General features: G+C 70.3%; 16 protein-coding genes. 6 read left to right on the top strand and 10 right to left on the bottom strand.

Annotation, left to right across the window (positions count from 1 at the left end; translation table 11 throughout):
• Positions 1-9: 9 nt before the first annotated feature.
• On the bottom strand, positions 10-486 hold the full coding sequence (locus F1C10_RS15060; protein ID WP_185207407.1) for a (deoxy)nucleoside triphosphate pyrophosphohydrolase: 477 nt from the start codon (positions 484-486) through the stop codon (positions 10-12).
• A gap of 39 nt (positions 487-525) precedes the next feature.
• Here F1C10_RS15060 and F1C10_RS15055 point away from each other — a divergent pair, with 39 nt between their 5' ends.
• Both F1C10_RS15055 and F1C10_RS15050 read left to right on the top strand, forming a co-directional pair.
• Positions 526-732: a Flp family type IVb pilin gene (locus tag F1C10_RS15055; RefSeq protein WP_185207405.1), complete on the top strand. Its 207-nt coding sequence runs from the start codon at positions 526-528 to the stop codon at positions 730-732.
• 128 nt (positions 733-860) lie between these two features.
• Positions 861-1,031 carry a Flp family type IVb pilin gene (locus tag F1C10_RS15050; protein WP_185207403.1) on the top strand — a complete coding sequence of 57 codons (171 nt, stop codon included), beginning with the start codon at positions 861-863 and terminating at the stop codon, positions 1,029-1,031.
• A gap of 85 nt (positions 1,032-1,116) precedes the next feature.
• Here F1C10_RS15050 and F1C10_RS15045 read toward each other — a convergent pair whose 3' ends face one another.
• From F1C10_RS15045 to F1C10_RS15030, 4 genes are read right to left on the bottom strand one after another with little or no spacing between them, the layout of a single operon-like run.
• Entirely contained in the window at positions 1,117-2,070 is a 954-nt protein-coding gene (locus F1C10_RS15045; protein ID WP_185207401.1) for an acetyl-CoA carboxylase carboxyltransferase subunit alpha, read from the bottom strand.
• 9 nt (positions 2,071-2,079) lie between these two features.
• Positions 2,080-2,979: a tyrosine recombinase gene (locus tag F1C10_RS15040; RefSeq protein WP_185207399.1), complete on the bottom strand. Its 900-nt coding sequence runs from the start codon at positions 2,977-2,979 to the stop codon at positions 2,080-2,082.
• A gap of 2 nt (positions 2,980-2,981) precedes the next feature.
• Positions 2,982-4,751: a hypothetical protein gene (locus F1C10_RS15035; protein ID WP_258042962.1), complete on the bottom strand. Its 1,770-nt coding sequence runs from the start codon at positions 4,749-4,751 to the stop codon at positions 2,982-2,984.
• The gene (locus tag F1C10_RS15030) at positions 4,741-4,878 is read right to left on the bottom strand and encodes a hypothetical protein (protein WP_185207397.1); all 138 of its coding nucleotides are present in this window, start codon (positions 4,876-4,878) and stop codon (positions 4,741-4,743) included. The genes F1C10_RS15035 and F1C10_RS15030 overlap by 11 nt, the downstream gene beginning before the upstream one ends.
• A 118-nt stretch (positions 4,879-4,996) precedes the next feature.
• Between F1C10_RS15030 and F1C10_RS15025 the strand changes: the two genes are divergently transcribed.
• From F1C10_RS15025 to F1C10_RS15015, 3 genes are read left to right on the top strand one after another with little or no spacing between them, the layout of a single operon-like run.
• A complete protein-coding gene (locus F1C10_RS15025; RefSeq protein WP_185207395.1) occupies positions 4,997-5,560 on the top strand; it encodes a shikimate kinase in 564 nt (187 codons plus the stop codon).
• Complete coding sequence (gene aroB, locus F1C10_RS15020) at positions 5,557-6,657, top strand: 3-dehydroquinate synthase (protein ID WP_185207394.1); 1,101 nt, start codon at positions 5,557-5,559, stop codon at positions 6,655-6,657. The genes F1C10_RS15025 and aroB overlap by 4 nt, the downstream gene beginning before the upstream one ends.
• A complete protein-coding gene (locus tag F1C10_RS15015; protein WP_185207392.1) occupies positions 6,657-6,797 on the top strand; it encodes a DUF2256 domain-containing protein in 141 nt (46 codons plus the stop codon). The genes aroB and F1C10_RS15015 overlap by 1 nt, the downstream gene beginning before the upstream one ends.
• Before the next feature lie 21 nt (positions 6,798-6,818).
• Here F1C10_RS15015 and F1C10_RS15010 read toward each other — a convergent pair whose 3' ends face one another.
• The 5 genes from F1C10_RS15010 to radA form a co-directional block, all read right to left on the bottom strand.
• Positions 6,819-7,151, bottom strand: coding sequence for a DUF423 domain-containing protein (locus F1C10_RS15010; protein ID WP_185207390.1), 333 nt, complete (start codon positions 7,149-7,151; stop codon positions 6,819-6,821).
• Positions 7,148-8,905 carry a cation:proton antiporter gene (locus tag F1C10_RS15005; protein ID WP_185207388.1) on the bottom strand — a complete coding sequence of 586 codons (1,758 nt, stop codon included), beginning with the start codon at positions 8,903-8,905 and terminating at the stop codon, positions 7,148-7,150. Before F1C10_RS15005 ends, F1C10_RS15010 begins: the two co-directional genes overlap by 4 nt.
• The gene (locus F1C10_RS15000) at positions 8,905-9,342 is read right to left on the bottom strand and encodes an iron-sulfur cluster assembly scaffold protein (protein WP_185207386.1); all 438 of its coding nucleotides are present in this window, start codon (positions 9,340-9,342) and stop codon (positions 8,905-8,907) included. Before F1C10_RS15000 ends, F1C10_RS15005 begins: the two co-directional genes overlap by 1 nt.
• Positions 9,339-9,911, bottom strand: coding sequence for a CvpA family protein (locus tag F1C10_RS14995; RefSeq protein WP_185207384.1), 573 nt, complete (start codon positions 9,909-9,911; stop codon positions 9,339-9,341). The genes F1C10_RS15000 and F1C10_RS14995 overlap by 4 nt, the downstream gene beginning before the upstream one ends.
• Positions 9,912-9,980: 69 nt before the next feature.
• The gene (gene radA / locus F1C10_RS14990; RefSeq protein WP_185207382.1) at positions 9,981-11,354 is read right to left on the bottom strand and encodes a DNA repair protein RadA; all 1,374 of its coding nucleotides are present in this window, start codon (positions 11,352-11,354) and stop codon (positions 9,981-9,983) included.
• Between the two features lie 110 nt (positions 11,355-11,464).
• Between radA and F1C10_RS14985 the strand changes: the two genes are divergently transcribed.
• Complete coding sequence (locus tag F1C10_RS14985; protein WP_258042961.1) at positions 11,465-12,784, top strand: type VI secretion protein ImpB; 1,320 nt, start codon at positions 11,465-11,467, stop codon at positions 12,782-12,784.
• The last annotated feature ends 57 nt before the right edge of the window (positions 12,785-12,841 follow it).

Below are 12,841 nucleotides of genomic sequence, written 5' to 3'. Positions count from 1 at the left end.
CGGCGTCGTTCACACGATCGCGCTGGCCTGTCCAGCGCCGGGCGCCAGCGGATCGGGCGCGTCCAACCGCGCGAGCACGTCGATGAACGGCGCGTCGGCGGGCGGCATGGGTAGCCGGCGCATCTCGTCCGTCGTCACCCAGCGCAGATCCGCTGCCTCAAGCGCGTGCGGCGTACCCGACCAGTCGCGTGTGACAAACAGTAGCAGCAGTAACGTGCGCACGCCGGTGGCGGCGCCGTCGTCGCGGCGCTCGCTAGCAAAGGTGACAGGCACCAGCGTCGCCGGATCCACGGCGATGCCGAGCTCCTCCGCCAGCTCGCGCGCGAGTGCTGCGGACAGTGCTTCGCCCGGTTCGACCTTGCCCCCGGGGAACTCCCATAGTCCGGCGTGATGCTTTCCCGCCGGGCGCTGTTGCAGCAGAAATCGGCCGTCCCGCGCATGGAGCGCCGCCGCGACGACGAGCAAAAGCGATGGGTCGTTCGCCATGTGGACCTTTCGTTAAGCTTGCCGTGCGATGGCTATCTCATGCGCCGTCTCTCGTCCCGCATCAAAAGCCTGCTGCCGCCGATGGGCCGACGGCTGCTGCGTGATCGCCGTGCCGCGACCGCAGTGGAATATGGGTTGATCCTTGCCGTCATCGTTCTCGCGATGATGGTCAGCCTGATCGGCGTCGCCGACGTGACGAAGGGTGTGTGGAGCAACGTCAGCAGCAAGGTGACCAACGCACGCTGAGTAACGAAATCAAGCCGGACCGGCTTTAAACGTTTCTCAACCTACCGCGATTATCCCGACAATCACCGGAGCGGGGGCATCTTCGAACCGGTCGGGTGACTGAAGATTAGAACCACTGGAGATCGAACATGCAGAAGATCCGCACCTTCCTGAAGAATTCCAAGGGCGCCACCGCGATCGAGTACGGCCTGATCGCCGCGCTGATCGCCGTCGCCGCCATCGCCGCGATGGGCAACCTGGGCAACCAGCTGACCAAGACGTTCGGCAACGTTTCGACGAACATGAAGGCCGGCGCCTAATAGCGCCACGTCTTCGGACGTAACGATGGGGGCGGCGGACCACGGTTCGCCGCCCCTTTCTCGTTATGGCGATGGCGTCATCGGGTCAGGCGAGCGCGCGGCCCATCGCCAGGAACTTCTCGCGCCGGTCGCGGCGCAGTGCCGCGGGATCGAGCGGCGCCAGCTCGTCGAGCGCCGCCGCGATCGCGTCACCGAGCGCACCGATCGCCGCCGATGCGCCGCGATGCGCGCCGCCCAGCGGCTCGGGCACGATCGTGTCGATCACGCCGAGCTCCTTCAGATGTTGCGCGGTGACCTTCATCGCCTCGGCCGCCTCGGGCGCCTTGTCGGCGGTGCGCCACAGGATCGACGCGCAACCCTCGGGTGAGATCACGGAATAAACCGCATGTTCGAACATCAGGACGCGATTGCCGCTCGCCAGCGCGATGGCCCCGCCCGAACCGCCCTCGCCGACGATCGCCGAGACGAGCGGCACGCCCGCGGCAAGGCACGCCTCGGTCGATCGCGCGATCGCCTCTGCCTGCCCGCGCTCTTCCGCCTGCAGCCCGGGAAACGCGCCCGACGTGTCGACCAGCGTCACGATCGGCAACCCGAAGCGGTCGGCGAGTGACATCAGCCGCACCGCCTTGCGATACCCTTCGGGCTTGCCCATGCCGAAATTGTGCCGCAGCCGCGACGTCGTGTCGTCGCCCTTTTCGTGCCCGAGCACCATGATGCGCCGCCCGCGAAACGTCGCGAACCCGCCGAGGATCGCCTGATCGTCGCCGAACGCGCGATCGCCGGCCAGCGGCATGAATTCGTCGAACAGCCCGGCGACATAGTGTTTGAAGTGCGGGCGCTCGGGATGCCGCGCGACCTGCGTCTTCTGCCACGGCGACAGCTTGGCGAAGGTGTCGCGCATCAGCTTGTCGGATTTCGCCTGGAGCTTGGCGATCTCGGCGGAGATGTCGATTCCGCCCTCGGCGCCCGTCTCGCGCAGTTCGTCGATGCGCCCCTGAAGCTCGGCGATCGGCTTCTCGAAATCTAGAAAGGTCGGCATCGCGCGGCGCTAGGCCGGTCGTTTCATCGCGTCAACGAGCGGGTGGCGTTCGTTGACGAGCTGCACCAGATGCGCACGATCGACATGGGTGTAGATCTCGGTCGTTGCGATATCGGCGTGGCCGAGCATCGCTTGGAGCGCGCGCAGGTCGGCCCCGCCTTCCAGCAGGTGTGTCGCAAAGGCGTGCCGCAGCACGTGCGGGCTGATCCGGTCGGGCGCGATCCCCGCGTCGGCAGCGAGCGCACGGATGATCTGGAACAGCCGCACGCGCGACAGATGCGTCTTGCCAGACGGGAAGAGGAACTGGCGATCGACCGCGACATGCGCGCGCCATGCCGCCACCGCCGCGCGCGCGCGATCGGAGATCGGCACCAGCCGCTCCTTGCCGCCCTTGCCCGCCAGGATCACGAACGGCCGATCGGGGTAAATCGCATTGCGTGGTAGCGAGACGAGCTCGCTCGCGCGCAGGCCCGAGCCGTAGAGCAATTCGAGCAATGCGGCGTCGCGCAGGTCGACGGGCAGCGGGGGCGTGCGGTCGAGGCGCGCAGCGACCGCGCCGAACAGCCGATCGACGTCGGCGTGGCTCAGCGTGCGCGGCAGCGGGCGGCGCGTGCCCGGGCGGGGCAGCGCGCTGCCGGGATCGTCGGCGCGGATGCCCTCTTCGGCGAGAAAGGCGAAGAACCGGCGCAGCGCCGCCGCCTTGCGCGCGACGGTGGATCGCGACAGCGCCGCCCAGCCATCGCCGAGCTGCGCGATCGCCACACCGTCCGCGCTGGCCAGCCGCCCGCCGAGCGCGTCGGAGGCGAGCAGCAGGTCGCTGCGATAGGCCGCGATCGTATTTCGCGCCGCCCCCGCCTGCGCCGCCATCATCTCGAGGAACAGGTCGATCAGCGCGCGATCGCCCGCCATGGTCAGAGCCGCGCGATCGCCTCGGCGGCGATCATCCGCGCCTCGCCGCCCAGCCCCACCGCGCGCAGCGCGGCAACGATGCGATAGAGCGCGGCGGGCGGCACGCCGCGCCAGTCGCCGGTCTGCATCGCCACCGCGGCGAGCAGGATCACCGTCGCCGGCTGGCCAGCCTGCACCGCACGGTCGAGCGCGCGCGTCCAGGCGTTGGTGGTGCCGATCCGCACGTCGAGCGATTCGGCGCCGCTCTCGATCTCCTGCGCACTCAGCCGGCCCAGCCCCGCGAGCCCGGCGAAGAACATCCGCCGCTTGAGCGTCGCGTCGCCCGTGCCGCTGTAGCTGCTCACCGCATTGTAACCGAGCCGCGTGCGCGCATCGGGATCGGACAGTTCGAGCAGCGCCCAGGCATCGCCGCCCTCCTTCACCTGCCCGCGCCAACGCTGCGCGCTGCGATCGAGCCCGGCGGACAGCATCGCCGCAACGATCCGGTCGGCGTCGGCGCGTGCATCGCTCGGCCGCACGCGCGCCGCCGCGCGGGCGGTCAGCACGAGGCGGGCGTAGCGCGGCTCAGGCGTCGAGCCCGCGTCCCACAATTGCCGCAGCGCGCCGAGCCGCGTCGCGACATCCGCCCCGACATAGGCCGAGCGCAGGTCGGACGCGATCGCGCCGAGCGCGGCGGGCGTCTCGTCCGCCGCGTCGAGCGCCGAGAACAGATCGACCAGCGCGGCATTGGAGATAATCCCCATCGCCGCGGCCGCTTCCGCCGGCGCGGCGCGATCGGCGAGCGGGATCGCCGGCGCCAGCGCGCGCCATCCCGTCACCTGCGGGCCGACGGTGGCGTAGAGCGTATCGGGCACCGCAACGCCGGTCGCCGTGGCGAGGCCGAACCGCCACGCGGTCAGCTGTGTCACCGGATCCCACTCGATGGTGATCGCCTGGCGACTGTTGAGCCCCGCGCCCGCCACCTTCTCCGCCAGCTGCAGGTCGATCCCGGTCGCGATACGGCGCCGCCGCGCATCGGCGATCAGCGCGCGCGAGCCACCCGCCGCCGCGCCCAGCGATCCGCACATCGCGCGCGCCATGATCCAGCCGCGCTCGCTGTTGCCCGCCGCGTCGGCGAGCGGGCACAGCCCGGCGGGATCGGCGGTGGCGAGCAGCGCCTGCATCGCGACCTGGCGATATTTGGGCGTCGCATCGCCGGTATCGACGCCCTGGATCACGCTGCGCGCCGCGACCGATTCGCCCATCCGCAGCAGCAGCCACGCGCGCTCGGCGGCGAAATCGGCGCCGTTGAGCCCCGCCGGCGTATCGACGCGCGAGACAAGCGCACGGCGCAGCGCGATCGACATCCAGCGCGACGGCAGCGGCGCCGACAGCCGCCGCATCAGCACCTCGAGGAAGCCGCCGTCCGCCGCGCCGAAGGCATCGGCGGGCAATCCGCCCTCCGCCGCCCCGACCGGGCCGATCAGCGCGAGCGAGCGGCGCGCGAACAGCGGCATCTCGTAGCGCGCGAGTTCCGCCGCGCTCGGCGGCGTCGGCGTCGGCGTCGGGCTTGGCGTCGGCGCGGTTTCGGGCAGCGGTAGTTCGAGCGGCCGGCTGTCAGGTAGCGGCTGCACCGTCGCGCCGCCGGGCGTGGTCGCGGCGGGCGGCGGGGGCGGCGCGGGATCGCCGAAGCCCGGTGGCAGCAGTGATTCGGGGGCCTGCTGGTTCTGCGCGACCGCGGCGGCGGCCAGCGAGGCGGCGACCGCGACGGCCGCGAGCAGCCTAGCTCGCAAGGTTGCCGAGCTCGACCGTCTTCTCGACCCGCGTCGTCGGACGCTCGGTCGCGCTACCCGCGAGAAAGACCAGCCCGCCGATCACCACGACCAACAGCACCACCAGCGAGACGATCAATCGCGACATGTTCAAACCCTGTACGACGCAGCACAACCGGCACCCGCGGCGCTTCGCGTGGGCCGCGAAGCCGACATTTCCGAAACTTGTACCCGGAGCGCCGGCGCGCTGTATAGCCCACCTCGCCATGTTGCAAAGCCCGCCCCAGCCCGATCGCGATCCGACGAAGCGCTGGCGACGCGCGCCGATCGTGCTCGTCGGGCTGATGGGGGTGGGCAAATCCACCGTCGGGCGCCGCCTCGCGCAGCGCCTGCGCCTCCCCTTCGTCGATGCCGACAGCGAGATCGAGGAAGCCGCCGGCATGTCGATCCCGGAGATCTTCGCGCAATTCGGCGAGGCGTATTTCCGCGACGGCGAACGGCGCGTGATTCAGCGGCTGATCGACGGCACGCCCAAGGTGATCGCGACCGGCGGCGGCGCGTTCGTCAACGACACGACGCGCGCGCTGATTCTCGCCGAGGCGCTGGCGGTATGGCTCGACGCCGATATCGACGTGCTGGTCGAGCGCGTCCGCCGCCGCGACACCCGGCCGCTGCTGCGCGACAAGGACCCCGCCGCCGTGCTGCGCGACTTGGCGACGGCGCGTAACCCGCTCTACGCGCAGGCCCACATCCGCGTCGCCAGCAACAACGCGCCGCACGAGGCGACGGTGCGTGCGATTCTGCGGGCGATCGGTTACGGGGCGGCATGACGATTGTTCGGGTGGCGCTGGACGCGCGCAGTTACGACGTGGTGATCGAGAACGGGCTGCTCGTCCGCGCCGGCGAACATATCGCGCCGCTCGCGCGCGGCCGGCGCGTGCCGATCGTCGCCGATGCCAACGTCGGCCCGCATCTCCAGACGCTGCAGCGGTCGCTCGACGCCGCCGGTGTGCCGCATGAGGCGATCGTCATTCCCGCGGGCGAGAAGTCGAAGAGTTGGGCGACGCTCGAGCACGTCGTCGACAGGCTGCTCGATCTCGGTGTCGAGCGCGGCGACCATGTGATCGCGCTCGGCGGCGGCGTGATCGGCGATCTCGTCGGCTTCGTGACCGCGATCCTGAAGCGCGGCTGCGGCTTCGTGCAGGTGCCCACGACGTTGCTGGCGCAGGTCGATTCGTCGGTCGGCGGCAAGACGGGGATCAACGCGCGCGCGGGCAAGAACCTCGTCGGCGCGTTCCATCAGCCGAAGTTGGTGCTGATCGACCCGCAGGTGCTCGACACGCTGCCGCCGCGCGAGCTGCGCGCGGGCTACGCCGAAGTCGTCAAATACGGCCTGATCGACGATGCGGCGTTTTTCGAATGGTGCGAGGCGAACGGCGCGGCGCTGCTCGCGGGTGATCCCGCGCGGCGCGAATATGCCATCGCCCACTCGGTCGCGGCCAAGGCGCGGATCGTCGGCGAAGACGAGTTCGAAACGCTGGGGCGTCGCGCGCTGCTCAACCTCGGCCATACCTTCGGCCACGCGCTCGAGGCGGAAGCCGGCTTCTCCGATCGGCTGCTCCACGGCGAGGCGGTGGCGGCGGGATGCGCACTCGCCTTCGGCTATTCCGCGGTGCGCGATCTGTGCCCCGCGCTCGACGCGGTGCGCGTGTCGGCGCACTGGCAGTCGGTCGGGCTGCCCGACGGGCTCGCCGCGGCGGGGATCGACGCGCCGGCGGACCGGCTGGTCGAGCATATGCGCCACGACAAGAAGGCGAGCGGCGGGCAGATCCCCTTTCTGCTCGCGCGCGGCATCGGCCAGACGTATCTCGACAAACAGGTCGCGCTCGCCGACGTCGGTGAATTCCTCGCGATACAGCCGCGCTGATGCCCAACGGCGTCGCGAAGCGCGATCTGCCGACCAAGACCTGCCCGGCGTGCGGACGCCCATTCACTTGGCGCAAGAAGTGGGCGAAGAACTGGGAAAACGTCGTCTACTGCTCGGACGCGTGCCGCAAGAAACGCTAGATCGTAGCCGCCGCGCAAACGTCAGCCGCGCGCGCCGATCCACGCCAGCCACAGCCAGCCCGCGATCAGCAGCGTGCCGCCGATCGGCGTGACCGCCCCCAACCAGCGCGGCGCGCCGACCGCCATCAGATACAGCGTTACGGCGAAGATCGCCCCGCCCGCGACGAACAGCCACGCCGGCCCGCGCGCCTCCAGCCGCAGCGCGACGAGCGCCGCGATGGCGTGGATCAGCTGATACTGGCCACCCGTTTGCAGCCACTCCCGCGCCTGCCCGTTCGCGCCGTGCGCCCCGAACGCCCCCGCCCCCACCGCGAGCGCACCCGACAGCGCCGCAAGGATCACCAGCCAGTTCATCGATCGTTCCCCCACGGCTGCTGCTCGGCGACAAGCTTGCGCGCGGCGCGGATGTCGCCCGCCTCGATCTGGATCCGCAGCCGCTCCTTGTCGCGCGCGCGATACATGTCCTCGGCGCGATCGATGTCGGCGCGCTCGATCCCCAGCCCGTGCATCGCCGCGCGCGCCATCTTCACGGCCGATTCGAGCACCTCGCGCACCACCAGCGTCGCCGGGCCGTTCTTGAGCTTGACGAGCGATCGGCGGTCGAACGCGCGGACGTAGATCGACGCCTGCGGAAATGCCTCGTGCACCGCCTCGACGACCTCGGGGGTTACCTGGTCACCGTCGATGCAGAACAGGATCAGCTCCGCCTCCGCCGCGCCCGCCTGGCGCAGCAGATCGAGCCGCGTACCGTCGCCGTAATAGACCTTGGCGCCGAACTCACCGGCGATGTCGATCATATCGATATCGGTGTCGATCAGCGTGACGGGGATGTCCTGCGTCAGCAGCATCTGCCCCACCGTCTGGCCGAACCGGCCGTAGCCGACGATCACCGCATTGGCGCCGTCCGCGGTCGGCCCGTCGCGCTCCTGCGCCACGATCGGCTCCTCGCGGAAGCGCCGCGTGATCCCCATCAGGAACGGCGTCGTCGCCATCGACAGCGTGATGATCGCGCCGAACAGCGACGCCGCGTCGGGCGCGATCAGATAGGCGTCGGCGGCCTGCGCGAACAGCACGAACCCGAATTCGCCGCCCTGGCTGAGCAGCAGACCCAGCGCGAGCGCCGACCGCCACTTCATGCGGAACGCCATGCCGATGCCGACGATCACCGCCGTCTTGGTCGCGATCAGCGCCAGCGCCATCGCAACGACGAACAACGGCCGCTCGGCGATCGCCGTCAGGTTCAGCATCATGCCGATCGTGAGGAAGAACAAGCCGAGCAGAATCGAGCGGAACGGGTCGACGTCCGCCTCCAGCTCGTGGCGGTACGGGCTGTCGGCGAGCATCACGCCCGCGACGAACGCGCCTAGCGCCGTCGATAGCCCCAGCGCCTCCATCAGTGCCGCGCTGGCGATGACGGTGAACAGCGCGGCGAAGACGAACATCTCGCGTTCGCCCATGTTGCCGATCCCGCGGAACAGCGGGCGCAGCAGGAATCGCCCCGCGGCGATCAGCCCGGCGATCGCCAGCACCGTGTAGACGATCAGCAGCCATCCCGGCGGGCCCCCCGCGTCGTCGGGATTGCGGCTCATGGCGGCGATGATCGTGATCAGCGGGATGATCGACAGATCCTGGAACAGCAAGATCGAGAAGGCGCGCTCGCCGAACGGGGTGCGCAACCGCCCCGACGATTGCAGCATCGGCAGCACCTGCGCGGTCGACGACAGCGCCAGCGGCAGGCCGAGCGCGAACGCCGCCGGGATCGAGAAGTGCGCGAAGACCGCGATGATCGCGCTGATCGCCACGCCGCAGGCGACAACCTGCAGCAACCCAAGCCCGAAGATATCCTCCTTCAGCCGCCACAGCCGCGTCGGATTGAGCTCGAGCCCGACGACGAACAGCAGCAGCGTGATGCCGAGTTCGGCGATCCCCATCTTCGATTCGGCGTCGCCGACCAGCCCCAGAACGTGCGGGCCGACCACTGCGCCGGCGACGAGATAGCCCAGCGTCGCGCCGAGGCCCAAGCGGCGGAACAGCAGCACGAAGCCGAGCCCCGCGCCCAGCAGGATGAAGCCGTCGCGCAGCAGCGATCCGGCGGCGCCGTGTTCCATCAATCCCCCTCGCTGCGCATCCGCGCCTGCGCCGCCGCCTCCGCCGCCGCCTCGAAGGCGAGCCGGATCGACGCGTGGCGCGCGTGATAGTCGCGCGCCGGCGCCAGCACGTCCACCCCCGGCCAGGCCGGCACGTCGCCGCCCTGTGCGAGCCAGTCGGCGAGCGCGTCGCGCGCCGCGGCGAGTTCCTCGGGCGTGCGGCCGATCACGTTGGCGGCAAGCAGCGACGATGATGCCTGGCCGAGCGCGCAGGCGCGCACCAGCATCCCCGCCTCGCTGACGCGCCCGTCAGACCCGAGGTTGACGTCGACCGTCACGCGGCTGCCGCAGATCGGCGAGCGCTTCTCGCTCGTCCCCTGCGGGTCGGGCAGCCGCTCGTCGATCGGATTGTCGGTCGCGAGGCGAAGGATCGCGTCATTGTAGAGCGTCGCGCTCATCGGGGATCACTCGTGTTGTCCGCCGCCGGCAGATCAAGCGGCGGGGTGCGGGGGCCGAACACCGGCTGGCCGCGGCGGCGGCGGTCGACGAAATCGGCGATCGCCGCGCTGGTCGCGTTGAGCAGCGGATAGGTGCGCGCTTCCTTGATCCACAGCGGGCGACGCGTCGGCCCGCCGCCGATCGTGTCGAGCACTAGCACGAGGAGGAGGAAGGCGAGGCTGGCGAGGATCAGCCCCTTCAGCGCGCCGAAGCCGAAGCCGAGCGCGCGATCCACCGGCCCCAGCACCGACGAGCGCACCCGCCCGCCGACCGCATTGGCGATGATCCGCCCGAGCACGTAGGTCGCACCGCCGAGCAGCACGAAGGCGAGCGACGCCGCGCCCGATGCGGTGCCGATCGGCGCGGTGAGCGCCTTCGCCAGCGGCAGGTGGAAGATCTTCACCGCGAAGACGACCGCGACCCAGGCGAACAGCGCCAGCACTTCGGTGACGAACCCGCGCTTCAGCCCGAGCAGCGCGCTGCCGCCGACGGCGGTCAGCACCGCGATATCGAGTCCGTTCAAGTTCATCACGCCGCATCTAGGGCGTAGCGGCGCGCTTGAGAACGGGTCTGTTTGGGCCGGCGCGTCCGGCGGGCCTCAGTCGCGCCCCAGAAGGTGATCGACTAGCCGCGCCAGCGTGGAAAAGCCCGCGAGGCGCATCGCCGCCTTTTCGCCCGTCATCGCGGCGGGCACCAGCGCCTTGCCGAAGCCGAGCTTCGCCGCCTCCTTCAGCCGCAGCGTGCCGTGCGCCACGCTGCGTACCTCGCCAGACAGCGCGACTTCGCCGAACGCGACCGCGTCGGCCGCGACCGGCCGTTCGGACAGCGCCGACACCAGCGCCGCGGCGACCGCCATGTCGGCGGCGGGATCCTGCACGCGATAGCCGCCCGCGACGTTGAGATAGACTTCGGCCGAGGAGAAGCTCAGCCCGCAGCGCGCCTCGAGCACCGCCAGGATCATCGCCAGCCGCCCGCTGTCCCAGCCGACCACCGCGCGCCGCGGCGTCGCACCGCTGGCGAGGCGCACGACCAGCGCCTGGATCTCGACCAGCACCGGCCGCGTCCCCTCCAGCGCGGGAAAGACGATAGCGCCCGTCACGCTCTCGTCGCGCTGCGTCAGGAACAGCGACGAAGGGTTCGACACCTCGGCCAGCCCCTCGCTCTCCATCGCGAACACGCCGATCTCGTCGGTGCCGCCGAAGCGGTTCTTGATCGCGCGCAGGATGCGATACTGGTGGCTGCGCTCGCCCTCGAAGCTCAGCACGGTGTCGACCATATGTTCGAGCACGCGAGGGCCGGCGATCGTGCCGTCCTTGGTCACGTGGCCGACGAGCACCATCGCGGTGCCGCGCTCCTTGGCGAAGCGGATCAGCTCCTGCGCGCTCGCCCGCACCTGGCTGACGGTGCCGGGCGCGCCCTCGATCAGGTCCGAATGCATCGTCTGGATCGAATCGATCACCAGCAGCGCTGGCGGCTTGCCCGCGCCGAGCGTCGTCAGAATGTCGCGTACCGACGTCGCCGAGGCGAGCCGCACGGGCGCCTCGCCCAGCCCGAGGCGGCGCGCGCGTAGCCGCACTTGGTCCGCCGCCTCCTCACCCGAGATATAGGCGACGTCGCCCCCCGCGAGCGCCATGCGCGCCGCCGCCTGGAGCAGCAGTGTCGACTTGCCGATCCCCGGATCGCCGCCGATCAGCGTCGCGCTCCCTTCGACGAAGCCGCCGCCCAGCGCGCGGTCAAGCTCGGCGATGCCGCTCGCCATCCGTGCCGGCAGCGCCACCTCGGTATCGAGCGAGACCATCGTCACCGCGCGCCCGCCGCCCTGCAGATTGTGCTTCGCCTGGAAAGGCGTCACCACCACTGGCGCTTCCTCAACCAGCGTGTTCCACTCGGAACAGTCGACGCACTGCCCCTGCCAACGCGACGCGACCGAGCCGCATGCCTGGCAGACGTAGCGTTTCTGCGGTTTGGCCATCTGGTATTTTTCCGTTGTCAGCGCGCCCGGGCGGGCTCTGCGATCTAGGCGACGGAGCGCTTCAGAACAACTAGGGAACGATGCAATGTTCTGGTATCGTTCTCATTCCGATGACCCAGTCCGAGTCGCCCGCCGCTTCGCGACCAGATTTGCCGCCGCGGCCGCTGCGCTGGCTGTTCCTCGATCTCAATTCCTATTTCGCCAGTGTCGAGCAGCAGCTCCAGCCCGCGCTGCGCGGCCGCTCGGTGATCGTCGCGCCGATCGGCAGCGACACCACCGTCGCGATCGCCGCGTCGATCGAGGCGAAGCGCTTCGGCATCAAGACAGGCACGCCGGTGTGGGAGGCGCGGCGGCTGTGCCGCGACGTCATCGTCACCCCTGCCCGCCACCGCCGCTACGTCGAGTTCCACGACGCGATCGTAACGGAGATCTGGCGTCACATCCCCGTCACTCGCGTCTGCTCGATCGACGAGGTCGCCTGCCGCCTGCTCGACAACGAGAATGATCGCGCCGCAGCGGTCGCGCTGGCGCAGCGGATCAAGGCCGGCATCCGCCAGCGGATCGGCGCCTGCCTCACCTCGTCGGTGGGCATCGCGCCCAACCGCCTGCTCGCGAAGCTCGCGTCCGATCTGCAGAAGCCCGACGGGCTGGTCGTGTTCGAGGATCGCGATCTGCCGCACGCGCTGTTCGGACTGAAGCTCACCGAGATCGCCGGAATCGGCGCCAAGATGGAGCGTCGGCTGGCGCTCGACGGGGTGAACGACATCGCGCAATATTGTGCGCGCCGCCCGCGCGACGCGGGCTTCGCCTGGGGCGGCACCGACGGCGATCGGCTGTGGTACCAGCTGCACGGCGTCGACCTGCCCGAGAAGGCGACCCAGAGCCGTACCGTCGGGCACAGCCACGTCCTGTCCCCATCGAAGCGCGGCGACGAGCCGGCGCGGCTCACTGCGCGACGGCTCGCGCTCAAGGCCGCGAGCCGGCTGCGCCGCAAAGGCTATCGCGCGCGCCTGCTCGTCCTCCATGCCAAGTTCGAGGACGACAAGAGCGGCTGGCGCGCTTCGATCCGCCTTCCAGAAACGCAGGACAGCTTCGTCGTCCTTGCCCGGCTCGACGCGCTGTTCCCGCGGCTGCGCGCTGCCGCCGTGGTGCGGCCGGGCGGCTTCCGGCTGCGCATGATCGGCGTGACGCTGGCGGAGATCGCGCCCGTCGCGGGCGACCAGGGTTCGCTGTTCGCGCATCTCGCGCCCGAGGATCCGCTGGCACGCGAGACGCGCGGCCTTGCGCTCAGCGAGGCGATGGACCGGATCAACCAGCGTTTCGGGCGCAACGCGGTGTCGGTCGGGCCGCTCAACGGCGGGCGGATCGACCGGATCGGCAGCAAGATCGCGTTCGGCCGCATCCCGGAACTCGACGAGTTTCACGAGTAAGTTCGAACATGCTATAAAATATCCGTTAAACGCGGCACCAACTTGACGCTTCGGGTT

The sequence above is a fragment of the Sphingomonas sp. NBWT7 genome, from assembly GCF_014217605.1.
Classification (GTDB): domain Bacteria; phylum Pseudomonadota; class Alphaproteobacteria; order Sphingomonadales; family Sphingomonadaceae; genus Sphingomonas.
This window is presented reverse-complemented; position numbering and strand designations above follow the sequence as displayed.

What these genes read in the sequence shown, in the direction of transcription:
- F1C10_RS15015 (WP_185207392.1), top strand. Translation starts at nt 6,657, where the DNA reads ATGCCCAACGGCGTCGCGAAGCGCGATCTGCCGACCAAGACCTGCCCG.
- F1C10_RS15055 (WP_185207405.1), top strand. Translation starts at nt 526, where the DNA reads ATGCGCCGTCTCTCGTCCCGCATCAAAAGCCTGCTGCCGCCGATGGGC.
- F1C10_RS15040 (WP_185207399.1), bottom strand. Translation starts at nt 2,979, where the DNA reads ATGGCGGGCGATCGCGCGCTGATCGACCTGTTCCTCGAGATGATGGCG.
- F1C10_RS14985 (WP_258042961.1), top strand. Translation starts at nt 11,465, where the DNA reads ATGACCCAGTCCGAGTCGCCCGCCGCTTCGCGACCAGATTTGCCGCCG.
- radA (WP_185207382.1), bottom strand. Translation starts at nt 11,354, where the DNA reads ATGGCCAAACCGCAGAAACGCTACGTCTGCCAGGCATGCGGCTCGGTC.
- F1C10_RS15025 (WP_185207395.1), top strand. Translation starts at nt 4,997, where the DNA reads ATGTTGCAAAGCCCGCCCCAGCCCGATCGCGATCCGACGAAGCGCTGG.
- F1C10_RS15010 (WP_185207390.1), bottom strand. Translation starts at nt 7,151, where the DNA reads ATGAACTGGCTGGTGATCCTTGCGGCGCTGTCGGGTGCGCTCGCGGTG.
- F1C10_RS15045 (WP_185207401.1), bottom strand. Translation starts at nt 2,070, where the DNA reads ATGCCGACCTTTCTAGATTTCGAGAAGCCGATCGCCGAGCTTCAGGGG.
- aroB (WP_185207394.1), top strand. Translation starts at nt 5,557, where the DNA reads ATGACGATTGTTCGGGTGGCGCTGGACGCGCGCAGTTACGACGTGGTG.
- F1C10_RS15000 (WP_185207386.1), bottom strand. Translation starts at nt 9,342, where the DNA reads ATGAGCGCGACGCTCTACAATGACGCGATCCTTCGCCTCGCGACCGAC.
- F1C10_RS15030 (WP_185207397.1), bottom strand. Translation starts at nt 4,878, where the DNA reads ATGTCGCGATTGATCGTCTCGCTGGTGGTGCTGTTGGTCGTGGTGATC.
- F1C10_RS14995 (WP_185207384.1), bottom strand. Translation starts at nt 9,911, where the DNA reads ATGAACTTGAACGGACTCGATATCGCGGTGCTGACCGCCGTCGGCGGC.
- F1C10_RS15005 (WP_185207388.1), bottom strand. Translation starts at nt 8,905, where the DNA reads ATGGAACACGGCGCCGCCGGATCGCTGCTGCGCGACGGCTTCATCCTG.
- F1C10_RS15050 (WP_185207403.1), top strand. Translation starts at nt 861, where the DNA reads ATGCAGAAGATCCGCACCTTCCTGAAGAATTCCAAGGGCGCCACCGCG.
- F1C10_RS15060 (WP_185207407.1), bottom strand. Translation starts at nt 486, where the DNA reads ATGGCGAACGACCCATCGCTTTTGCTCGTCGTCGCGGCGGCGCTCCAT.